19 protein-coding genes and 1 pseudogene are annotated in these 21,127 nt (G+C 67.5%); 11 read left to right on the top strand and 9 right to left on the bottom strand.

Annotation, left to right across the window (positions count from 1 at the left end; translation table 11 throughout):
• Positions 1 to 59: 59 nt before the first annotated feature.
• Genes nuoH through nuoN form a run of 7 tightly spaced genes read left to right on the top strand, consistent with a single transcriptional unit; the run spans position 60 to position 7,999 of the window.
• Positions 60 to 1,319, top strand: a complete 1,260-nt coding sequence (gene nuoH / locus K3U93_RS06840; protein WP_139796900.1) for an NADH-quinone oxidoreductase subunit NuoH — start codon at positions 60 to 62, stop codon at positions 1,317 to 1,319.
• Positions 1,291 to 1,857, top strand: coding sequence for an NADH-quinone oxidoreductase subunit NuoI (nuoI, locus tag K3U93_RS06835; protein ID WP_420915377.1), 567 nt, complete (start codon positions 1,291 to 1,293; stop codon positions 1,855 to 1,857). The genes nuoH and nuoI overlap by 29 nt, the downstream gene beginning before the upstream one ends.
• An 8-nt stretch (positions 1,858 to 1,865) precedes the next feature.
• Positions 1,866 to 2,642, top strand: coding sequence for an NADH-quinone oxidoreductase subunit J (locus K3U93_RS06830; RefSeq protein ID WP_139796899.1), 777 nt, complete (start codon positions 1,866 to 1,868; stop codon positions 2,640 to 2,642).
• Complete coding sequence (gene nuoK / locus K3U93_RS06825) at positions 2,639 to 2,938, top strand: NADH-quinone oxidoreductase subunit NuoK (RefSeq protein WP_008259456.1); 300 nt, start codon at positions 2,639 to 2,641, stop codon at positions 2,936 to 2,938. Before K3U93_RS06830 ends, nuoK begins: the two co-directional genes overlap by 4 nt.
• Positions 2,939 to 2,949: 11 nt before the next feature.
• A complete protein-coding gene (gene nuoL, locus K3U93_RS06820; RefSeq protein WP_083010317.1) occupies positions 2,950 to 4,836 on the top strand; it encodes an NADH-quinone oxidoreductase subunit L in 1,887 nt (628 codons plus the stop codon).
• Positions 4,833 to 6,410 carry an NADH-quinone oxidoreductase subunit M gene (locus tag K3U93_RS06815; RefSeq protein ID WP_139796889.1) on the top strand — a complete coding sequence of 526 codons (1,578 nt, stop codon included), beginning with the start codon at positions 4,833 to 4,835 and terminating at the stop codon, positions 6,408 to 6,410. The genes nuoL and K3U93_RS06815 overlap by 4 nt, the downstream gene beginning before the upstream one ends.
• Complete coding sequence (nuoN, locus tag K3U93_RS06810; RefSeq protein WP_083010315.1) at positions 6,407 to 7,999, top strand: NADH-quinone oxidoreductase subunit NuoN; 1,593 nt, start codon at positions 6,407 to 6,409, stop codon at positions 7,997 to 7,999. The genes K3U93_RS06815 and nuoN overlap by 4 nt, the downstream gene beginning before the upstream one ends.
• Positions 8,000 to 8,029: 30 nt before the next feature.
• On the opposite strand, the gene K3U93_RS06805 is transcribed toward nuoN, so the two are convergent.
• The 6 genes from K3U93_RS06805 to K3U93_RS06780 form a co-directional block, all read right to left on the bottom strand.
• The gene (locus K3U93_RS06805; RefSeq protein WP_083010314.1) at positions 8,030 to 10,297 is read right to left on the bottom strand and encodes a PPE family protein; all 2,268 of its coding nucleotides are present in this window, start codon (positions 10,295 to 10,297) and stop codon (positions 8,030 to 8,032) included.
• Between the two features lie 226 nt (positions 10,298 to 10,523).
• Complete coding sequence (locus tag K3U93_RS06800) at positions 10,524 to 10,952, bottom strand: hypothetical protein (protein ID WP_083010313.1); 429 nt, start codon at positions 10,950 to 10,952, stop codon at positions 10,524 to 10,526.
• A gap of 5 nt (positions 10,953 to 10,957) precedes the next feature.
• Positions 10,958 to 12,217, bottom strand: a complete 1,260-nt coding sequence (locus K3U93_RS06795) for a DUF58 domain-containing protein (RefSeq protein ID WP_083010359.1) — start codon at positions 12,215 to 12,217, stop codon at positions 10,958 to 10,960.
• A 7-nt stretch (positions 12,218 to 12,224) separates the two neighbouring features.
• Entirely contained in the window at positions 12,225 to 13,187 is a 963-nt protein-coding gene (locus K3U93_RS06790; protein WP_420915376.1) for an AAA family ATPase, read from the bottom strand.
• A gap of 14 nt (positions 13,188 to 13,201) precedes the next feature.
• The gene (locus tag K3U93_RS06785) at positions 13,202 to 13,684 is read right to left on the bottom strand and encodes a hypothetical protein (RefSeq protein ID WP_083010311.1); all 483 of its coding nucleotides are present in this window, start codon (positions 13,682 to 13,684) and stop codon (positions 13,202 to 13,204) included.
• Complete coding sequence (locus K3U93_RS06780) at positions 13,681 to 14,622, bottom strand: DUF4129 domain-containing protein (protein WP_176219938.1); 942 nt, start codon at positions 14,620 to 14,622, stop codon at positions 13,681 to 13,683. Before K3U93_RS06780 ends, K3U93_RS06785 begins: the two co-directional genes overlap by 4 nt.
• Positions 14,623 to 14,842: 220 nt before the next feature.
• Between K3U93_RS06780 and K3U93_RS24775 the strand changes: the two are divergent.
• Both K3U93_RS24775 and K3U93_RS06775 read left to right on the top strand, forming a co-directional pair.
• Positions 14,843 to 15,212, top strand: a pseudogene (locus tag K3U93_RS24775) (DUF222 domain-containing protein); the annotation flags it as partial.
• 139 nt (positions 15,213 to 15,351) lie between these two features.
• Positions 15,352 to 15,975 carry a class I SAM-dependent methyltransferase gene (locus tag K3U93_RS06775; RefSeq protein WP_083010310.1) on the top strand — a complete coding sequence of 208 codons (624 nt, stop codon included), beginning with the start codon at positions 15,352 to 15,354 and terminating at the stop codon, positions 15,973 to 15,975.
• On the opposite strand, the gene K3U93_RS06770 is transcribed toward K3U93_RS06775, so the two are convergent.
• Together K3U93_RS06770 and K3U93_RS06765 are read right to left on the bottom strand one after the other, a co-directional pair.
• Positions 15,962 to 16,846, bottom strand: a complete 885-nt coding sequence (locus tag K3U93_RS06770; RefSeq protein WP_083010309.1) for an SDR family NAD(P)-dependent oxidoreductase — start codon at positions 16,844 to 16,846, stop codon at positions 15,962 to 15,964. The genes K3U93_RS06775 and K3U93_RS06770 overlap by 14 nt on opposite strands.
• Positions 16,843 to 17,445, bottom strand: coding sequence for a TetR/AcrR family transcriptional regulator (locus tag K3U93_RS06765; protein WP_083010308.1), 603 nt, complete (start codon positions 17,443 to 17,445; stop codon positions 16,843 to 16,845). The genes K3U93_RS06770 and K3U93_RS06765 overlap by 4 nt, the downstream gene beginning before the upstream one ends.
• A 57-nt stretch (positions 17,446 to 17,502) precedes the next feature.
• Here K3U93_RS06765 and K3U93_RS06760 point away from each other — a divergent pair, with 57 nt between their 5' ends.
• Positions 17,503 to 18,648 carry a phosphotransferase family protein gene (locus tag K3U93_RS06760; RefSeq protein WP_083010307.1) on the top strand — a complete coding sequence of 382 codons (1,146 nt, stop codon included), beginning with the start codon at positions 17,503 to 17,505 and terminating at the stop codon, positions 18,646 to 18,648.
• Complete coding sequence (locus K3U93_RS06755) at positions 18,648 to 19,772, top strand: Rv3169 family protein (protein ID WP_083010306.1); 1,125 nt, start codon at positions 18,648 to 18,650, stop codon at positions 19,770 to 19,772. Before K3U93_RS06760 ends, K3U93_RS06755 begins: the two co-directional genes overlap by 1 nt.
• Here the strand turns inward: K3U93_RS06755 and K3U93_RS06750 are convergent.
• Positions 19,755 to 21,125, bottom strand: a complete 1,371-nt coding sequence (locus tag K3U93_RS06750) for an LLM class flavin-dependent oxidoreductase (RefSeq protein ID WP_083010305.1) — start codon at positions 21,123 to 21,125, stop codon at positions 19,755 to 19,757. The genes K3U93_RS06755 and K3U93_RS06750 overlap by 18 nt on opposite strands.
• Between the last annotated feature and the right edge of the window lie 2 nt (positions 21,126 to 21,127).

The raw sequence follows: 21,127 nt of genomic DNA, 5'->3' as shown, positions 1-21,127 counted from the left end.
ACGCCGGTATTGACGTACAATTGCGCACCCTCGCGCGATGCGGCGGCATCATGACCACCTTGACCGCCTTCGGGCACGACACCTGGTGGCTGGTGCTGGGCAAGGCGCTGGCGATCTTCGTGTTCCTGATGCTGACGGTGCTCGTGGCGATTTTGGCCGAACGCAAGCTGCTGGGCCGGATGCAGCTGCGGCCGGGCCCCAACCGGGTGGGCCCGAAGGGCGCCCTGCAGAGCCTGGCCGACGGGATCAAGCTGGCGCTGAAGGAGAGCATCACTCCCCGTGGCATCGACCGGTTCGTGTACTTTGCGGCGCCGGTCATTTCGGTGATCCCCGCGTTCACCGCGTTCGCTTTCATCCCGTTCGGTCCTCAGGTGTCGGTGTTCGGCCATCGGACGCCGTTGCAGCTGACCGACCTTCCCGTCGCGGTGTTGTTCATCCTGGGCCTGTCGGCGATCGGGGTCTACGGCATCGTGCTGGGCGGCTGGGCGTCCGGATCCACCTACCCGCTGCTGGGCGGGGTGCGCTCCACCGCGCAGGTCATCTCCTACGAGGTCGCGATGGGCCTGTCGTTCGCGACGGTGTTCCTCTACGCCGGCTCCATGTCGACGTCGCAGATCGTGGCCGCGCAGGACCGGGTTTGGTACGTGTTCCTGCTGCTGCCGTCGTTTGTGATCTACCTCATCTCGATGGTCGGCGAAACCAACAGGGCGCCATTCGATTTGCCCGAGGCCGAGGGTGAGCTGGTCGCGGGATTCCACACCGAGTACTCGTCGCTGAAGTTCGCGATGTTCATGCTGGCCGAGTACGTCAACATGACGACGGTGTCGGCCCTGGCCGCGACCATGTTCTTCGGCGGCTGGCGTGCCCCGTGGCCGCTGAACATGTGGGCGGCGGCCGACACCGGCTGGTGGCCGCTGATCTGGTTCACGGCCAAGGTATGGACCTTCCTGTTCATCTATTTCTGGCTGCGGGCCACCCTGCCCCGCCTGCGCTACGACCAGTTCATGGCGCTCGGCTGGAAGTTGTTGATCCCGGTCGCGCTGCTGTGGGTGATGATCGCGGCAGTGATCCGCACGCTGCGCAACCAGGGGTACGCGCATTGGACGCCGGTGCTAGTGATCAGCAGCATCGTCGTGGCCGCGACGCTGGTGCTGTTGCTGCGAAAGCCGTTCAGCACGCCCGGTATTCGCGCGATGGAGCGCCAGCTCCGCCGCGAGGCCAAACAGATCGCGGGCCCTGGGAGCACCGCGCCGGCATTCCCGACACCGCCGCTGCCGGCGCCGAAGGTCGATGCGAGCAAGGAGAAAGCGCGTGCCTAAATTTCTCGACGCCGTAGCAGGTTTCGGCGTGACGCTCGGTTCGATGTTCAAAAAGACCGTCACCGAGGAGTATCCGGAGAAGCCGGGCCCGGTGGCGCCGCGCTACCACGGCCGTCATCAACTCAACCGGTACCCGGACGGCCTGGAGAAATGCATCGGCTGCGAGTTGTGCGCCTGGGCCTGCCCGGCCGACGCGATCTACGTCGAGGGCGCCGACAACACCGAGGAGCTGAGGTATTCGCCCGGGGAACGCTACGGCCGGGTGTACCAGATCAACTATCTGCGGTGCATCGGCTGCGGCCTGTGCATCGAGGCCTGCCCCACCCGGGCGCTGACGATGACCAACAACTACGAGATGGCCGACGACAACCGCGCCGACCTGATCTACGAGAAGGACCGGCTGCTCGCGCCGCTGCTGCAAGACATGCTCGCGCCGCCGCACCCCAGGGCGCCGGGCGCCACCGATAAGGACTACTACCAGGGCAACGTGACCGCGGACGGGTTGCGGGAATCCGAGCATGCCGGAGACGCGAGGTGAACGCCACGCTGGCCTCAAACCTGGCCTCGGAGACCATCGTTCGCACCTCCACCGGGGAGGCCGTGACGTTCTGGGTGCTCGGGGCGCTGGCGCTGGTCGGCGCGCTCGGGGTGGTGCTGGCGGTCAACGCCGTGTACTCGGCGATGTTCCTGGCGATGACGATGATCATCCTGGCCGTGTTCTACATGATCCAGGACGCGCTGTTTCTGGGCGTCGTCCAAGTCGTGGTCTACACCGGCGCGGTGATGATGCTGTTCCTGTTCGTGCTGATGCTGATCGGCGTGGACTCCGCGGAATCGCTGAAGGAGACGCTGCGCGGGCAGCGGGTCGCGGCGGTGGTCACCGGCATCGGGTTCGGCATCCTGCTGCTGGCCGGCACCGGCAACGTGGCGACCGGGGGGTTCGTCGGGCTCACCACCGCCAACGCGAACGGCAACGTGGAAGGCCTGGCGGCACTGATCTTTTCGCGTTACCTGTGGGCGTTCGAGTTGACCAGCGCGTTGCTGATCACGGCGGCGGTCGGCGCGATGGTGCTGGCGCACCGGGAGCGTTTCGAGCGCCGCAAGACGCAGCGAGAGCTCTCCGAGGAACGCTTCCGGCCCGGCGGGCACGCCACCCCGCTGCCCAGCCCGGGCGTCTACGCCCGTCATAACGCGGTGGACGTGGCCGCGCTGCTGCCCGACGGCTCGTACTCGGAGCTGTCGGTGTCACGGATACTGCACAGCCGTGGCGCGGACGGTCTGGAAACGTCCTCCGCCGAAGCCGTGAAAGGCGGCGCGTCATGAATCCGGCCAATTACCTTTACCTTTCGGCGCTGCTGTTCACCATCGGGGCCGCCGGGGTGCTGTTGCGCCGCAACGCCATCGTGATGTTCATGTGCGTCGAGCTGATGCTCAACGCCGTCAACCTGGCCTTCGTCACGTTCGCGCGGATGCACGGCCACCTGGACGGGCAGATGATCGCGTTTTTCACCATGGTGGTGGCCGCCTGCGAGGTCGTCATCGGCCTGGCCATCATCATGACGATTTTCCGTGCCCGCAAATCGGCGTCGGTCGACGACGCGAACCTACTCAAAGGCTGAAGAACGCCAACATGACTCACTACACCTGGCTGTTGGTGGCGCTGCCGCTGGCGGGTGCCGCGATCCTGCTGTTCGGGGGCAGACGCACCGACGCGTGGGGTCACCTGCTGGGCTGCGCCGCCGCCCTCGCGGCGTTCGGGGTGGGCGTGACGCTGCTCGCCGACATGCTCGGCCGCGGCGAGGCCGACCGCGCCATCCACCAGAAGCTGTTCACCTGGATTCCGGTCGGCGGGCTCCAGGTCGACTTCGGGCTGCAGATCGACCAGCTGTCCCTGTGTTTCGTGCTGCTGATCTCCGGTGTGGGATCGCTGATCCACATCTATTCGGTCGGCTACATGGCCGACGACCCGGACCGCCGCCGGTTTTTCGGCTACCTCAACCTGTTCCTGGCCTCGATGCTGCTGCTGGTGGTCGCCGACAACTACGTGGTGCTCTACGTCGGCTGGGAGGGCGTGGGCCTGGCCTCCTACCTGCTCATCGGTTTCTGGTATCACAAACCGTCGGCGGCCGCGGCGGCCAAGAAGGCGTTCGTGATGAACCGGGTCGGCGATGCCGGGTTGGCGTTGGGAATGTTCTTGATGTTCAGCACCTTCGGCACGCTGTCGTACGCCGGGGTGTTCGCCGGCGCGCCGGGGGCGAGTCGCGGCGTGCTGACCGCGATGGGATTGCTGCTGCTGTTGGGCGCCTGCGCCAAGTCCGCCCAGGTTCCGCTGCAGGCCTGGTTGGGCGACGCGATGGAGGGCCCCACGCCGGTGTCCGCGCTGATCCACGCCGCCACCATGGTGACCGCCGGTGTGTACCTGATCGTGCGGTCCAACCCCCTGTACAACCTGGCGCCCGGCGCGCAGCTGGCCGTGGTCGTCGTCGGCGCCGTCACGCTGCTGTTCGGGGCGATCATCGGCTGCGCCAAGGACGACATCAAGCGCGCGTTGGCGGCATCGACGATCAGCCAGATCGGCTACATGGTGCTCGCCGCCGGCCTGGGTCCGGCCGGCTACGCCTTCGCGATCATGCACCTGCTCACCCACGGTTTCTTCAAGGCCGGCCTGTTCCTCGGCTCCGGCGCGGTGATCCACGCGATGCACGAGGAACAAGACATGCGCCGCTACGGCGGCCTGCGCGCCGCCCTGCCGATCACGTTCGCCACGTTCGGGCTCGGATACCTGGCCATCATCGGCGTGCCGCCGTTCGCGGGCTTCTTCTCCAAGGACGCCATCATCGAGGCGGCGCTGGGCGCCGGCGGTGTCCAGGGTTATCTGCTGGGCGGGGCCGCGCTGCTGGGTGCCGGCATCACCGCGTTCTACATGACGCGGGTCATGCTGATGACCTTCTTCGGTGAAAAGCGTTGGGCGCCGGGCAGCCATCCGCACGAGGCGCCGGCGGTGATGACGTGGCCGATGATCCTGCTTGCCGTCGGCTCGGTGTTCTCCGGCGGCCTGTTCGCCATCGGCGGCACCCTGCCGCGCTGGCTCGAACCGGTCGTCGGAGCTCACGAAGAATCCGCCCGCGCCCTCCCAGCCTGGGCCAGCACAACCCTGGCGCTGGCTGTCGTCGCGGTCGGCATCGCGGTGGCCTACCGGATGTATGGCGCCGCGCCCATCCCCCGGGTGGCCCCCGTCCGGGTCTCGGCGCTCACCACCGCCGCACGCGCCGACCTCTACGGCGACGTCTTCAACGAGGAGGTGTTCATGCGCCCCGGCGCGCAACTGACACAGGCGTTGGTCGAAGTCGACAACGCGGGTGTGGACGGCTCGGTCAACGCGCTCGCGGCGCTGGTCGGTCGGACTTCGAATCGCCTGCGGCGACTGCAAACCGGCTTCGCCCGCAACTACGCATTGTCGATGCTGGCGGGCGCGGTGCTGGTGATCGCGCTGATCCTGGCGGTGAGGCTGTGGTGAGCGGGGCTTTCCTCAACGACGTTCCGTGGTGCAGCGTGCTGTGGCTGGTGCCGCTGGCGGGTTCGGTGCTGGTCATCCTGATGCCGCCGGGGCTGCGCCGGCTCGCCAAGTGGACCGGCCTGGTGGTCGGCGTGCTAACGCTGGCGGTGGCGATCGTCATCGCCGTCGGCTTCAAGACCGGGGGCCCGACCTACCAGTTCGTCGAAAGCCATCGGTGGATACCGGCTTTCGGTGCGGGCTACTCCCTCGGCGTGGACGGCATCGCGGTGGTGCTGGTGCTGCTGACCGCGGTGCTGATTCCGCTGCTCCAGGTGGCGGGCTGGAACGATGGTGGCGAGCGCAGAGCCCGCGGCGTGCACGCCTACGTCGCCCTGACGCTGGCTATCGAGTCGATGGTGCTGATCTCGGTGATCGCGCTGGACGTGTTGCTGTTCTACGTGTTCTTCGAGGCCATGCTCGTCCCGATGTACTTCCTGATCGGCGGCTTCGGGCAAGGCCGAGGCCGGTCGCGCGCCGCGGTGAAGTTCTTGTTGTACAACCTCTTCGGGGGGTTGATCATGCTGGCGGCGGTGATCGGACTGTATGTGGTGACCGCGCAGCACGGTTCGGGCACGTTCGACTTCCGCGACATCGTGGCGGGCGTCGCCTCGGGCCGCTACGGCGCGGACCCCGCGGTGTTCAAGGCGCTGTTCCTGGGCTTCATGTTCGCGTTCGCGGTCAAGGCCCCGCTGTGGCCTTTCCACCGCTGGCTGCCCGACGCCGCGGTCGAGGCCACACCGGCGACCGCGGTGCTGATGATGGCGGTGATGGACAAGGTCGGCACCTTCGGCATGCTGCGCTACTGTCTCCAGCTGTTTCCCAGCGCCTCAACGTATTTCCGTCCACTGGTCGTCGTGCTGGCCGTCATCGGGGTGGTCTACGGGGCGATCGTGGCGATCGGCCAGGCCGACATCATGCGGCTGATCGCCTACACCTCGATCTCGCATTTCGGGTTCATCATCCTGGGTATCTTCGTGATGACCAGCCAGGGGCAGAGCGGATCGACGCTGTACATGCTCAACCATGGCCTGTCCACCGCGGCGGTGTTCCTGATCGCGGGCTTCCTGATAACACGCCACGGCAGCCGGGCGATCGCCGACTACGGCGGCGTGCAGAAGGTGGCACCCGTCCTGGCGGGCACGTTCCTCGTCTCGGCCATGGCCACCCTGTCGCTGCCCGGCCTGGCGCCGTTCATCAGCGAATTCCTGGTGCTGCTGGGAACTTTCAACCGGTACTGGCTGGCGGCGGCGTTCGGCGTCACCGCGCTGGTGCTGTCGGCCGTCTACATGTTGTGGCTCTACCAGCGGGTGATGACCGGCCCGATCGCCAACGGCAACGAACGCATCGGTGACCTGAGGGCCCGCGAATTGGTTGTCGTCACACCGTTGATCGCGCTGCTGATCGTGATCGGGGTCTACCCCAAGCCGGTGCTGGACCTGATCAATCCCGCCGTCGAGAACACCATGACCACCATCGGCCAGCACGATCCCGCGCCGAGCGCGCCCCCCCGGACAGCCGAAGGACCGCACCGATGACCCTCCCCACGCCCAGCGTCGAGTACTTCCTGCTGTGCCCGATGCTGATCGTCTTCGGAATCGCCGTGGTCGGCGTGCTGGCCGAAGCGTTCCTGCCCAGGCGAATTCGCTATGGCACCCAGGTGACGCTCGCCCTCGGCGGCTTGGTCGCGGCATTCATCGCGGTCATCGTGGTGAGCCGCTCGATTCAGGCCTCCGGCCGCACCGCCGTGCTGGGCGCGGTGGCCATCGACCGACCGACCTTATATCTGCAGGGCACCGTGCTGCTGGTCTCGGCGCTGGCGGTCATCCTGATGGCCGAGCGGACGCAAGCAAAAGCGGAAAACAAAATGGCGGTGGGGGTCAACACCCACGGATACACGGGCGGGTTGGATTCCTTTACGCCGCAGGCGTCCGCGGTTCCCGGCAGCGACGCCGAGCGCGAGGCGGAGCGTGCCGGGGCCGCGCAGACGGAGCTCTTCCCGCTGGTGATGCTGTCCGTCGGCGGCATGATGGTGTTTCCCGCGTCCAATGACCTGCTGACGATGTTCGTTGCGCTGGAAGTCCTTTCGCTGCCCCTGTACCTGATCTGCGGGCTGGCCCGTCATCGCCGGCTGCTGTCCCAGGAAGCGGCGATGAAGTACTTCCTGCTGGGTGCGTTCTCGTCGGCGTTCTTCCTGTACGGCGTGGCGCTGCTCTACGGGGCGACCGGCACGCTGCTGCTGCCCGGTATCCGGGATTCGCTTGCCGCCCATGGCGATAGCTCGATGGCGTTGATCGGAGTCGCGCTGCTGTCGGTCGGCCTGCTGTTCAAAGTCGGCGCGGTGCCGTTCCACTCCTGGATTCCCGACGTCTACCAGGGCGCGCCCACGCCGATCACGGGGTTCATGGCGGCGGCCACCAAGGTCGCGGCGTTCGGCGCGCTGCTCCGGGTGGTCTACGTCGCGCTACCCCCGCTGCACGACCAGTGGCGCCCGGTGCTGTGGACGATATCGATCCTGACCATGGCGGTCGGCACCCTCACGGCGGTCAACCAGACCGACGTCAAGCGGATGCTGGCGTATTCGTCGGTCGCGCACGTCGGTTTCATCCTCACCGGCGTGATCGCCGACAATCCGGCGGGTCTTTCCGCCACGTTGTTCTATCTGGTCGCCTACAGCTTCAGCACCGTCGGCGCGTTCGCCGTGGTGAGCCTGATCCGCAACGCCCACGGCGTCGAGGACGCCACGCTGTCGCACTGGGCCGGGCTCGGGCAGCGCTCACCCATTGTGGGCGTGATGTTTTCGATGTTCCTATTGGCCTTCGCCGGCATCCCGCTGACGAGCGGATTCGTCAGCAAGCTCGCGGTGTTCGGGGCCGCCGCCCAGGGCGGGGCGGTGCCGTTGGTGATCATCGGTGTGATCGCCAGCGGTGTCGCCGCGTACTTCTACGTGCGGGTCATTGTGTCGATGTTCTTCACGGAGGCAACCGACGACACCCCGCAGGTGGTGGCGCCCGGCATCTTGAGCAAGGCCGCCATCGCCGTATGTGCCGCGGTCACAGTGCTTTTGGGGATCTTCCCGCAGCCGCTGCTCGACCTGGCCGATCACGCCGCCCAGCTGCTGCACTGAGTCAGCAGCCAGGCAACGCGGCTCAAGGGTTTAGTTGAAGAAACCCGACTGGCTGTTGCTCTTGTTGAAGTAGCCCGAGTCATGGCTGCCCGAGTTTCCGACGCCCGAGTCAATCGTGCCGGAGTTTCCAATACCCGACGTGTCGGTGCCCGAGTTGTTCCAGCCCGTGTTGAGGTAGCTGCCCGAGTTGTTGAAGCCCACGTTGTAGGCACCGCCGCCCGAGGGTCCCGTGTATTCGCCGCTGCCGGAGTTGAAGAAGCCCACATTGTTGCCGGCGCCGGAGTTGTAGAAGCCCACGTCGCCGCCGGCACCCGTGTTCCCAACGCCCGAGTCACCGCCGGCACCCGAGTTCGCGAAGCCCGCCTCGACCTGACCACCCGCCGCGTTCAGGAAGCCCGACGCGTTATTGGCCGCGTTCCCGTAGCCCGAGGTGTAATCGCCCGTGTTGAAGAAGCCCGAGGTGTCGCTGCTGCCCGTGTTCCCGAAGCCCGAGACCGTACCGAGGTCGGCCGAGCTGCCGAAGCCGGTGACGCCGCTGCCCGCGTTCGAGAAGCCGGTGTTCCAGCTCCCCGAGTTGTCGAATCCGGTGTTCCCGGTGCCCGAGTTGAAGAAGCCCGTGTTACCGGTGTACACGCCGAACGAGCCACCCGAGCTGGTGCCGCCGGAGTTGAAGCCACCGGTGTTCAGGAAGCCCGAGTTGAAGCTGCCCATGTTGACGGAGCCCGAGTTGTCGAATCCGGTGTTGTAGTAGCCCGCGTTCCCGAAGCCGACGTTTTGCAGGCCCGCGTTGAAGGCGCCCAGGTCGTAGGCGCCCGCGTTCAGGGCGCCCTGGGTGTGGGTGCCGGCGTTGGCGAAGCCCATGTCATAGGAGCCCGGGTTCAAGAACCCGGTGTCGACCGTGCCCGCATTGAACAAACCGGTGTCGTAGGTGCCGCTGTTGAACAAGCCGGTGTTGAAGCTGCCCGAGTTGAACAGGCCCGAGTTCGCCGTGCCCGTGTTGAACAGGCCCCAGTTTCCGCCGCCGCCCAAGCCGGCGACCCCGCCGCCGGAGTTGAAGAAGCCGGAGTTGTCGACGCCCGAGTTGAAGAGGCCGGTGTTGCCCGAGCCGGAGTTGAACCCGCCGAAACCTATCTGGTTGTTGCCGGTGAGCCCGATGCCGATGTCGTGGCTTCCGGTGTTGGCGAGGCCGAAGTTGAAGTTGCCGGTGTTGGCGAAGCCGAAGTTGAGGTTGCCGCTGTTGCCGAGGCCGAAGTTGAGGCTGCTGGTACTGAAGTTCAGGCCGCCGATGCCGATCTCGTTGTTGCCGGTCAGCCCGATGCCGATGTCCCCGCTGCCGGCGTTGCCGAAGCCTAAGTCGCTGTTGCCGAGGTTGGCGAAGCCGACGTTGCCGCTGCCGCTGTTGCCGCTGCCCAGGTTGTAGCTGCCGACGTTGCCGCTGCCCAGGTTGTAGCTGCCGACGTTGCCGTTACCCACGTTGTAGCTGGACGGGGTGCTGATGTGGGTGCTCCCGTCCCCACCCACCGGGCGGGTGTAGGCGCTTCCGTTACCGAAACCGAAGTTGTTGTTTCCGAAGTTGCCGAAGCCGACATTGCCGCTGCCGCTGTTCCCGGCGCCCACGTTGGCGTTGCCGCTGTTCCCGGCGCCCAGGTTGAAGTTGCCGGTGTTTCCGGCCCCCAGGTTGGCGTTGCCGCTGTTTCCGCCGCCCAGGTTGAAGTTGCCGAGGTTGCCGAGGCCCAGATTGAGGCCGCCGATCTGGGCGCTGACCTGGGCCGGCAGGTTCTCCAACAGCTGCGGCAGCGACGCCAGCTGCGTGGCCGCCGCCGACGCGCCACCGTGATACCCGACCATCGCGGCCACGTCAGCCGCCCACATCTGCTCGTACTCCGACTCCGCCGCCGCGATCGCCGGGGCGTTCTGGCCGAAGACGTTGGACATTACCAACTGCACCAGGCCAGAACGATTGGCCGCCACGGCCACCGGATGCACCGTCGCCGCCAACGCGGACTCAAACACGCTGGCTACCGCTTTGGCCGACGCGGCCGCCCCCGAGGCCTGGGTCGCGGCCGCGCTCAACCACCCCGAGTACGGCGCCGCCGCCGCGGCCATCGCCTGGGACGCCGGACCCTGCCAAGCCCCACCCACCAAGTTCGACGTCACCGAGGAAAACGATTCTGCCGCCGAACTCAACTCGGCGGCCAACCCATCCCAAGCGGCCGCGGCCGAAAGCATCGGCCCCGAACCCGCACCCGAGAACATCAGTAACGAAGTGATTTCCGGCGGAGCCGTCAAGAAGCTCATGAGCCTGTCCTTTCCTCGGTCTCCCGGGTCTCCCAGATCGGGGCAACGATTATTGATCCTCGGGACCTCACGTCCCGCCAAAGACTTAGGCGATCGCGCATATCGCTCGATCGGTGACAACAGACTAGGGAAATCGCGACGTGAAAACCTGCGTTTTCACAAACCTTTAATAAGCGATTCGCTCTGCGGCCAGCGAAAGGGCACGGCCCGTGTGTCAGGCGGTCGATCAGGTGAAGAACGGGCGCGTGGCCAGCACATAGATCGCCAGGACTCCCAGCGGCGCCGCCAGCGGCAACCACGGCAACTGCAGCGGGAACGATGTGGCGACCACTCCGGCGAGCGTAAACCCCGCGACCGCAACGACTGTCGGACGACTCCCCATGACGTCCCCCGGGGACGTGCCGGCTGCGTGGCGGCACGCCAGGTAGGCGGCGGCGCACAGTCCGGACAGTGCGGCAAGCACATGCGGTGGATCGGACAGCGCGATCGTGGCCGCCGACAGCAGCACGGCGAACGTCGCGGTCGGACGAGACGCCATTCCTACACCCACCGCGACCAGCGCTACCGCACCCGCCGCGAACGCCGGTCCATGGGACCCGACGGCGGCCAAGCCCACCATCAGCAGGCCGAAACCGGTCGACAAGGCACGTGCCATCGCTCTCACCTGAGCCGTCCCCGCACCCGACGCCGGCGATCCGGCAGCACCCCCATCGACTGCTCCAGGGTGCTGTCCCCTCGCCAAGACACGATGTCGACACCGATGGTGGCCATGTCGCGATACATGGCGGAGCGCTGCAACGCCCACATCCGATCCACCAGGGCATCCTGCTGGCCTTCGAACGGGGAGCCGTCGAGGATGTCGACCGCGAGCACGACGTGGCCGCGTTTGCGGAGGTCGATCAACGCCAGCGCGAATTCCGTATCGAGCAGCGTGGAGAACGCGATGACGATCGCCCCCACGGGAACGGCCGCGCGCGGCGCCAATGTGCCGGTCGTGTTTTCGAACTGCTCGCCGGCGCCGAGCACGGTGTCGAGCACCCGGTAGAACTGGCGCTGCCCGATGTCGGCACCGAGCCACCGCGGGCGGTTGCCGCCGAGGGCGACGATCCCGGCGCGATCACCGTGCCGCAACGCGGTCTGCACCACCTGAGCCGCGCCGCGTACCACCCGTTCGGTGGCCTCGGTCGCGGGACCCGCGGGCTGCCGATAGGTGTCGATCAGCACCACGACGTCGAGGGCACGGTCGGTCAGTCGTTGCGTCACGTGTAATTGGCGGCGGCGCGCGGTCACCGGCCAGTTCACCACCCGCAACTGGTCACCGGGCACGTAGGGGCGAATGTCGCCGTACTCGACGCCCGGGCCGATATGCCGGGTGAGGTGAGCGCCCAGGCGGTCGAGCAACTCGGTCTGCGGGATTGGCGTCGACTGCGGTGGCGTCAGCGGAAACACGATGACGTCGGCGGCGTCGACGGTGGCCGTTCCGGCCAGCAACCCGCCGCGGGCGACCACGTCGACCCGGGCCCGGATGGGATAGCGGCCCCACCGTTGTGCGGTTACCGCAACGGTTTTCGCGTGACGGGCATCGGAGTCGAGCACGTCGAGCCGCATGCCCGGGACGGCCGAAACCGTGAGCTCGGCCGGTCCGGCCGCCGCGGACTCTTCGGTTAACCACACGGTCAGCCGCGCCTGTTCGTTTTCAAAGCATCGCTGCGAATTCGGCTTACCGTGCACGCGGATCTTCGGCACCGGGCGCTGCCAGCTGATCGAACACAGCACACCGAGCAGCGGTGCCGCAAAGGCGATCAGCTGCCAGCGCGCGCCGATCACGGCGGCGGCCAGCGCGACCCCGGCGCAGGTCCCGATCGCCCGCGTCAGTTGCGATGCGCGCCAGCGGAATTCGACTTCACGGCCCTCAATCACAGCGAGCTCATCCGGTTCCCCCATTTGTTCGGGGCACCGGCAGACGCCGCAACAGTTCTTCGACGACGTCGGCGCCCTGAATCTTTCGCACCCACATCTCCGGACGCAGGGTGATCCGGTGTGCGACGGTGGCGATGGCGAGCGCCTTGACATCTTCGGGGATGACGTAGTCGCGACCGAGCAACAGCGCGCGGGCCCGGGCGAGCTGGACCAGGTCGAGCTCCGCGCGCGGGCTGGCGCCGACGGCGACCTGCGGATGGTGCCGGGTGGCGGTGGCCAGTGACACCACGTAGCCCAAGACGTCGTCGTGCACGGTCACCCGCTCGACCGATTCGCGCATCGCCAGCAGATCCTGAGCGTCCACCACCTGATTGACCATCGGTTCGGCCGCACCGCGTTCGAGGCGGCGGCGCAGCATCGAGGTCTCGTCCCGCTCGGAGAGGTACCGCAGTTCCAGCCGGATCGCGAACCGATCCAGCTGCGCCTCAGGCAGTGGATAGGTGCCCTCGTACTCGATCGGATTGTCGGTGGCAAGGACGATGAATGGCGTTGGCAGCTTATGCGTCTCGCCGTCGATGCTCACTTGGCCCTCGGCCATCGCCTCCAGCAGCGCCGCCTGCGTTTTGGGTGGCGTGCGGTTGATCTCGTCGGCGAGCAACAGGTTGGTGAACACGGGTCCGGCCCGGAACGTGAAGCGGCCCGACTGCATGTCGTAGATGGTCGAGCCGAGCAGGTCGGCGGGCAGCAGGTCCGGCGTGAACTGCACCCGGGTGAATCGCAGCCCCAATGCGGCGGCGAAAGACCTTGCGATGAGCGTCTTGCCGAGACCGGGCAGGTCTTCGATGAGAATGTGGCCGCGCGCGAGGACCGCGGTGAGGATGAGCGTGAGCGCCGAGCGCTTGCCCACCACCACACGTTCGATTTCGTCGAGCACCGCCTCGCAGTGTGCGGTGGTCTTACCAGCTGGCATAGCGACCGGCAGTGTCATACCTGCTCCAACTTCCGCAGAATCTCTTCCAGCGCCGCACGGCCGGGGCCGGGCTGGCGGTCAACGGCGCGTGCGACATTGTTCGGATTAACCCATTCCCACAGTTCGGCGCCGAAAAGCATGCGGCCGCTTGCGTGGTAGGCCGCCAAATCTTTGAATCGTCTTTGTCCCGTTGTCATTTCGTACCTCCGCGCGAGCATCGGACGCAGATGGCGATCCCAGTCGCCTCGGGTGGAATCCGCCCACCGGATCGTCGTCTCGGTGGCGGAAAGCCAGCGGCGCAACGAATCCCCCATATCGTCGGGGTCCAGCTCGACCGTGGGCTGGATTCCGCGTCCCAGGACATGCCGGACATTCAGCAGCACCAGGGCCAGGGCGGCGCCTGAGGCCGCCAGCAAGAACCGGCGATCGTGCAGTATCAGTGCCAACAGCTCCGTGCCGGCAATGAGGCAAACGCCCAACGCGATAAGCTTTTTCACAGGGGGCTCCGCAACTCCGCGAGCACCAGCCGCAGCACGTGTGCCGCCACCTCACGGTGTCCCTCGTCCATCACGTGGGGACTGAAGCGTGCCTCTTCGAACAGGTTCACCAACCGCACGGCGTTATCGCCATGCAGCGCATGGTGTTCGACGGCGCGGGCCAACACCTCGGTTGGGGTGTCGAAGTCCTGGGGGGCGGCTTCGGGAACGTTCGCGAGCTCATGTTCCATCACGGCGTAGCACGCGATGATCGCCTCCCGCGGTTCACGGCTGGCGTCGGCCATCTCGGCCAGTCCGCGCTCGGCCGCCCGCGCGAGAGAGTCCGAACGCGGCGCCGGCGCGGCGTATGGGGTGTCGTCGGCCGTGGCACCCGCTGCGGCCGCGCGCCACCGCCGCCGCGACATGATAAGCGATCCGGCGACAATCACCGCCAACGCCGGGACCGTGCCGGCGAGCAGGATTCCGAACATGTCCCCGCCGTCGTTTTGCGGGTGTTGCCGCGGCGGCGGGCCGGTGGCATGCCCCGACAGCGACGCGGTCTGGGCGGGGTCGGACGCGGAGGGGATGGCACCGTGCGGCACCAAGGGCCGGATCAGCAGCATCGCGATCAGCAGCCAGGCCGCGATCACCCCGAGTCCGATCAGCAACACGCGCCAACTCCGTCGGCCCTTGCCGGTGCCGAGCAGTTCGGACAGGTCTCCCACATTCGGTGCCGCGGCGCGGGGATCCCGCAACCGTGCAACGACCGCGATCGCCAGCAGGGTGAGCGTCGCGCTGAGGGCCGCTATGACGAATATCAACGCCGCCCGACCGCTGCCGGGCTCCGCGCGCACCGCACGACCTTGGGCCGGGAGGTATCCGCGCAGGGCGGCGGCGACAAAGATCAAGAGAACGATCAGGGCGACGACGCGCCCCGTCGGCTTGTCAATACCGGGCATTGGCACACCACTCGACCGGTCACCTGCCGCCTTTGCGGCACGGGCTTGTTTCATACTGGCACGTCAGGCGGCCAATCCGCCAGCAATGGCCGCGGTGGCACGAGGCGGCCGGGGGCCGTTTTGTGCACAGTGGGGGTTTTGTGCACAGATCGGGCGGTGAGACGGCCGGGCAGGCGGTATTCGCACAAGCGTTCGATAGCATTCGGGTGTGGGTTCCTCGATCAGCGCCGAGCAGGCACGCGAACGCATCAGCGCCGCGCTGGATGCGATCGACGCCGCCCAGGACCTGCTGCGCGAGACCAGCTCGGATCTGGTCGGCAACCATTTCCGCGTCGGGGTCGCTGAGCGGCTCGAAACTCAGGAACGCACCAACCGCGGACTGTATCGGGTCTTCGGCGAGATCGCCGAACCCCCCGACGGCAGCGAATCCGTCCCCGCGGTCCGCGAGATGCTATGGGCGCGACTACGCGTGCCTCCCAAAGAAAGTCCTGCGCCGCTTTCGGCTCGCCGCCCGCCTCCGGCCGAGGCGCTGCCTGACCGGCCCCCCACGCCCCCCGGAGCTGCCGGAGCTGGCGGCCGCCGTGCAAGCCCGACGAACTCCTCCACACCGACCCCGATCCACCCGAAGAGGACACGGGCGGACCTGGCGCACCGGGACCAGTGGGACCGCCGGGCGCCCCAGAACGGTAACCCTCGCCAGGTCGAGCTCGCCGGTGGGACACTGAGCGGGTGCCCCCGTATCGTGACCTGGCCGCGTTCGACGATCGAGCGCCCGGGTATGACCTTGGCTGGCGTGGTCGGCTGCACCATGAAATTGGCGACCGGACCGCCGATCTCGCCGTCGCGACCACCGCCTCTCCCGGTCAAGTGCTGGATGTGGGGTCCGGGACCGGTTACCTGCTGCGCACCCTGGCCCGCCGTTACCCGGCTGCCCAACAGCTTTGCGGCATCGACCCCGCACCCCAAATGGTCGAAACCGCAAGGACTTTCACTCACGACGATCGATTGAGCTTTACCGTCGGGGTGGCCGAGCGGCTCGGCTACCCCGACGCCACCTTTGACCTCGTCGTCAGCACGACATCGTTCGATCACTGGGCCGACCAACAAGCCGGACTCGTCGAATGCGCCCGGGTGCTGCGCCCCGGTGGTCACCTGGTGCTCGTCGACCAGTTCTCGCGGTGGCTGCTGCCAACCCTGGCCACCAGCCGCCGGGGTAAAGCCCGCACCAAGAGCCGCGCCACCGGCCTCGTGCTCCGCGCGGGGTTTGCTTCCCCGCACTGGCACAGGTTGTACGCCGTGGTTATCAAGGCCGTGACGGCAACCAAGCCGCGTCCCACGGCTAGCCCAGCGTGAACGGCCGGAAGCTGCCGTCGAGCACCTGCAGATGCCCGATCGTGCGCCCGGTGACCACCGCCGGGTCCGCCAGTGCCAATTCCACTGCTGCCCAAGCGAATTCATCCGCCGACGCGGTGTCCACAAATTCGCGGGCGTAGTAGGCCAGCCCCGGCGTGAGGATCGGCTTGGAGGGCGATAGCGCGTTTACCGCGATGTTGTGGCCGGCGAGATCGAATGCCGCGCATTGGGTGAGGTGCTCGAGCGCCGCCTTGGACCCGCCGTAACCGGGCAGGACCCCGCCGCCGCGTTCCGGATAGGGTCCGTCGCCGGGCAACCGCGACGCGACCGAGGTGATGTTGACGACCGCGCCGCCACCCGCGTCGATCATGTCGGGGCACACCAGTTGCATCAGCTCGTAGGCGGCGAAGACCGCAATGTCGAAATGCCGGCGATACGCGGCCAACGGCGTACCAAGGAACGGCGGCCAATCCGGTTTGCCGCCGCCCGATGCAGACTTAGCCGCCGCCGACGCGGGCTTAGCACGCGGCTCGGCGCCGCCGACCGGCGGGCGCCCCGGTGCGGTAAACGCCGCATTGTTCACCAGAATGGTGATGGGGCCCAACGCATCTCGCGCCGAACCCACCAGTCGGGCGATGTCGTCGCGGTCGGTCAGATCGGCCCGGACCGCCGCCGCGCGCCCGCCCGCCGCCTCGATGTCGGCGACCGTCTCACCGATGGTTCCCGGCAGCCGGTCATCCCACACCTGTTCGGTGCGCCCCGCGACGGCGACGGCGGCGCCCTCCGCGGCAAGGGCCAGCGCGATCGCCCGCCCCAGGCCGCGGCTGGCGCCGGTGACGATCGCGGCCCGTCCCGCCAGTCGCCGCGTCACCCCGTCACCCCATGCACGACGATGGCGGCGGTCTGCGCCACCCACGTGTCATCCAGCGGCTCGTCCGGGCGCAGCAGCATCCGCAGCATCGTCGCTCCCCCAATCAACTCGATCAACCGATCCGGGTCCACGCCGGGATGCGCCTCACCCCGGTCGACGGCCTCGCCCAGCCGTATCCGCACCGCGGTGAACAGGTCGGTGAAGCGTGACATGACGCGGGCGTTGAGGGCGGGATCGGCCGTCATGTCGGCCACCAGGCCGGGCAACGCCGCGCGCACCACCGGGGTGGTGAACACATCGCGGGTGGCCTCGATCATCATCCGGACGTCGGCGGCGATGTCGCCGGCCGGCGACTCCAGCGCGGTGGGCGCCGTCGGGAACGCCGTCTCGTGCACCAGCTCGGCCTTGCTCGACCACCGGCGGTACAGGGCCGATTTCGTGGTGCCGGCGCGCTCGGCCACCGCCGCCAGGCTGAGGTTCGAATAGCCGATCTCCACAAGCAGTTCCGCGGTCGCCGACAGGATGGCCGAGTCGATGCGCGGATCCCGGGGCCTCCCGGCGCCGGGGGCCTTGTCAAGGGCGGATGGGTCTGCTTTCATAACGCTACCTACCGTATCGTAATTGCCGCGAGGAAGTCTCGGCGAATGGAGGCAACTGTGGCCAATGAACCGGTAATCGGAGAGATCGACCGACTGCAGCGCTCGAGCCGTGACGTCACCACCCTGCCGGCGGTGATGTCGAAATGGCTGTCGACCGTGTTACCCGGCGGGGCCGAGAATCCAGAGCCCGAGGTGACCGTGGAAAGCGGCGTGGACTCGACGGGCATGTCGTCGGAGACCATCATCCTGACCGCCCGCTGGCGGCAGGACGGGCGGCCGATCGAGCAAAAGCTGGTGGCGCGGGTGGCACCCACCGCCGAGGACGTGCAGGTCTTCCCGACGTATCGACTCGACCACCAATTCGAGGTGATACGAAAGGTCGGCGAACTCACCGAGGTCCCCGTCCCGCGCGTGCGCTGGCTCGAGACCACCGGCGACGTCCTGGGCACGCCCTTCTTCGTGATGGACTACGTCGACGGCGTGGTGCCGCCCGACGTCATGCCCTACACCTTCGGCGGCAACTGGTTCGCCGACGCGCCCGCCGAGCGTCAGCGCGAACTGCAGGACACCACCGTCGGCCTGCTGGCCGCCCTGCATTCAATCCCCAACGCGGAGAAGACATTCCCCTTCCTTTCCGGGCAACGGGAGGGCGACACGGCGCTGCGCAGGCATTTCAACTGGGTGCGATCCTGGTACGACTTCGCGGTGCCCGACATCGGCCGATCGCCCTTGCTGGAACGGACCTTCGACTGGCTGGAAGACAACTGGCCGGCCGAGGCGGCCGCGCGCGAGCCCGTGCTGCTCTGGGGCGACGCCCGGGTGGGCAACGTGTTGTACCGCGACTTTCGGCCGGTGGCGGTGCTGGACTGGGAGATGGTGACGCTGGGGCCGCGCGAGCTGGACGTGGCGTGGATGATCTACGCGCACATGGTTTTTCAGGAACTGGCCGGTTTGGCGACGCTGCCGGGCCTGCCGGAGGTGATGCGTGAAGAGGACGTCCGCGCCACCTACCGGCGACTCACCGGCGTGGAAGTGGGCGACCTGCGGTGGTTTTACGCCTACTCCGGGGTGATGTGGGCTTGCGTGTTCATGCGTACCGGCGCGCGGCGGGTGCACTTCGGCGAGGTCGACAAACCCGATGATGTCGAGTCGCTGTTCTACCACGCCGGATTGATGAAACGTCTTATCGGAGAGGATCAGTAATGCCGCAAGCGCTAGGCCCGCTCGACGAGTTCCCGGTACATCAGCTTCCGCAGCCGATCGCGTGGCCGGGCTCCTCGGACCGCAACTTCTACGACCGCTCCTACTTCAACGCCCACGACCGCACCGGAAACATCTTTGTGATCAGCGGCATCGGCTACTACCCGAACCTGGGCGTGAAGGACGCGTTCGTGCTCATCCGCCGCGGGGACACCCAGACAGCGGTGCACCTGTCCGACGCCATCGACCAGGACCGGCTCAACCAGAACGTCAACGGCTACCGCATCGAGGTGATCGAGCCGCTGCGCAAACTGCGCCTGATCCTCGACGAAACCGAAGGCATCGCAGCCGATCTCACCTGGGAAGGCCTGTTCGACGTCGTCCAGGAACAGCCGCACGTCCTGCGGTCCGGCAACCGGGTGACGCTCGATGCCCAGCGGTTCGCCCAGCTCGGCAGCTGGAGCGGCCGCATCGCCGTCGACGGCGAGGAGATCGCCGTCGACCCCGCGACCTGGCTCGGCAGCCGCGACCGGTCCTGGGGCATCCGGCCGATCGGTGAGCCCGAGCCCGCGGGCCGGCCCGCCGACCCGCCATTCGAGGGCATGTGGTGGCTTTACGTGCCAATGGCTTTCGACGACTTCGCCATCGTGCTGATCATCCAGGAGGAGCCCAACGGGTTCCGCTCACTCAACGACTGCACCCGGGTGTGGCGCGACGGCCGCGTCGAGCAGTTGGGCTGGCCACGGGTCAAAATCCACTACCGTTCCGGCACCCGCATCCCGACCGGCGCCACGATCGACGCGACCACCCCCGACGGCACTCCGGTGCACTTCGACGTGGAGTCCAAGCTTCCGGTCCCCATCCACGTCGGCGGCGGCTACGGCGGCGACTCGGACTGGCTGCACGGCATGTGGAAGGGCGAAAAGTTCGTCGAACGGCTGACCTACGACATGACCGACCCGGCGATCGTCGCGCGGTCAGGCTTCGGCGTGATCGACCATGTGGGCCGCGCGCTGTGCCGCGACGGCGACTCCGAACCGGTGGAGGGTTGGGGTCTTTACGAGCACGGCGCGCTGGGCCGCCACGACCCGACCGGTTTCAAAGACTGGTTAACGGTGGCGCCGTAATCGGTATCCGGCGCCGGGGTGGTCGTCAGCCAACAGCGGTCCGGTGCCCCCGAGCCGTTCGCGCAGGGTGGAACGCGGCACGTGCCCCGGGACCCGCCCGCGGCGCCGCAGCTCCGGCACCACGAACTTCGCAAAGTCGACGAAGGTGCCCGGAGTCGTGACGTAGGCCAGATTGAACCCGTCGACATCGGCTTCGGCTACCCACCGCTCGAGTTCGTCGGCGACCTCGGTCGGCGAACCGGTCACGACCGGGCCGCGGCCGCCGATGCCTATCTCCTCGGCCAGTTCCCGCACCGTCCAGGTGCGCTCGGGAGCGGCGGTGGTGAAGGAGGCCAGCGCCGACCGGTTCGCGTCGGTCTCGACGTACCGCAACGGCTCGTCGGGGTCGAGTTCCGCCAGGTCGATCCCGGTCCAGCCGCCGAACAGCGCCAACGCGCCGGCGGGACTGACGGACCGGCGGTATTCGTCCAGCTTGGCGACGGCCCGCTCGTGGGTTTCGGCGACCACCGGGGTGACCATGGTGAATACCTTGATGGAACGGGGATCGCGGCCCAGCTCGGCGGCGGCCGTTCGCAGTGCCCGCACGGGACCACCCACGACCTGCGGCGTCGGGCCGGAGACGAACACCGCCTCGGCGTGGGCCGCGGCGAACCTGACGCCCCGCGACGAGGCGCCGGCCTGGAACAGCACGGGGGTGCGTTGCGGCGACGGCTCGCACAAAAACGGACCGGGGACGGAGAAATAGCGGCCCTTGTGCTCGATGTCGTGCACCTTCGCCGGGTCGGTGAACACTCCCCTTTCGCGGTCGCGCACCACGGCGTCGGATTCCCACGACGCTTCCCACAGCTTGTAACAAACCTCGAGATACTCGTCGGCGATCTCGTAGCGCTGGTCGTGCGGAATCTGCGCGTCCAGGCCGAGATTGCGTGCGGCACTGTCCAAATAGGAGGTGACGATGTTCCACGCCACGCGGCCGTCGGTGAGGTGATCCAGCGTGGACAACCTGCGCGCCAGCGCGTAGGGCTGCTCGTAGGTCAGCGACAGCGTGATCCCGAACCCCAGGGTCTCGGTCACGGCGGCCATCGCCGAAACGGCCGCGGTCGGGTCGTTGACCGGGAACTGCGCGGCATCGAGGACCGCCGCGTCCCGTGAGGCCCCGTACACGTCGTAGACGCCGAGCACGTCGGCGAGGAACAGCGCATCAAACCCGCCGGCTTCCAGAATGCGGGCCAGTTCGGTCCAGTAGCCGAGTTCCCGGTACCGGTAGCCTTGGTCGTCGGGATGGCGCCACAGCCCCGCCGACTGGTGCCCGACGCAGGCCATGTCGAAGGCGTTGAGAAAGATCCTGCTCATGA

The organism is Mycobacterium malmoense (genome assembly GCF_019645855.1).
Classification (GTDB): domain Bacteria; phylum Actinomycetota; class Actinomycetes; order Mycobacteriales; family Mycobacteriaceae; genus Mycobacterium; species Mycobacterium malmoense.
This window is presented reverse-complemented; position numbering and strand designations above follow the sequence as displayed.

Excerpts from the sequence above, each read along its gene's own strand:
- nuoI (WP_420915377.1), top strand. The coding sequence starts at position 1,291 with ATGCGAGCAAGGAGAAAGCGCGTGCCTAAATTTCTCGACGCCGTAGCA.
- nuoK (WP_008259456.1), top strand. The coding sequence starts at position 2,639 with ATGAATCCGGCCAATTACCTTTACCTTTCGGCGCTGCTGTTCACCATC.
- nuoL (WP_083010317.1), top strand. The coding sequence starts at position 2,950 with ATGACTCACTACACCTGGCTGTTGGTGGCGCTGCCGCTGGCGGGTGCC.
- nuoN (WP_083010315.1), top strand. The coding sequence starts at position 6,407 with ATGACCCTCCCCACGCCCAGCGTCGAGTACTTCCTGCTGTGCCCGATG.
- K3U93_RS06805 (WP_083010314.1), bottom strand. The coding sequence starts at position 10,297 with ATGAGCTTCTTGACGGCTCCGCCGGAAATCACTTCGTTACTGATGTTC.
- K3U93_RS06800 (WP_083010313.1), bottom strand. The coding sequence starts at position 10,952 with ATGGCACGTGCCTTGTCGACCGGTTTCGGCCTGCTGATGGTGGGCTTG.
- K3U93_RS06790 (WP_420915376.1), bottom strand. The coding sequence starts at position 13,187 with ATGCCAGCTGGTAAGACCACCGCACACTGCGAGGCGGTGCTCGACGAA.
- K3U93_RS06780 (WP_176219938.1), bottom strand. The coding sequence starts at position 14,622 with ATGCCCGGTATTGACAAGCCGACGGGGCGCGTCGTCGCCCTGATCGTT.
- K3U93_RS06765 (WP_083010308.1), bottom strand. The coding sequence starts at position 17,445 with ATGAAAGCAGACCCATCCGCCCTTGACAAGGCCCCCGGCGCCGGGAGG.
- K3U93_RS06755 (WP_083010306.1), top strand. The coding sequence starts at position 18,648 with ATGCCGCAAGCGCTAGGCCCGCTCGACGAGTTCCCGGTACATCAGCTT.
- K3U93_RS06750 (WP_083010305.1), bottom strand. The coding sequence starts at position 21,125 with ATGAGCAGGATCTTTCTCAACGCCTTCGACATGGCCTGCGTCGGGCAC.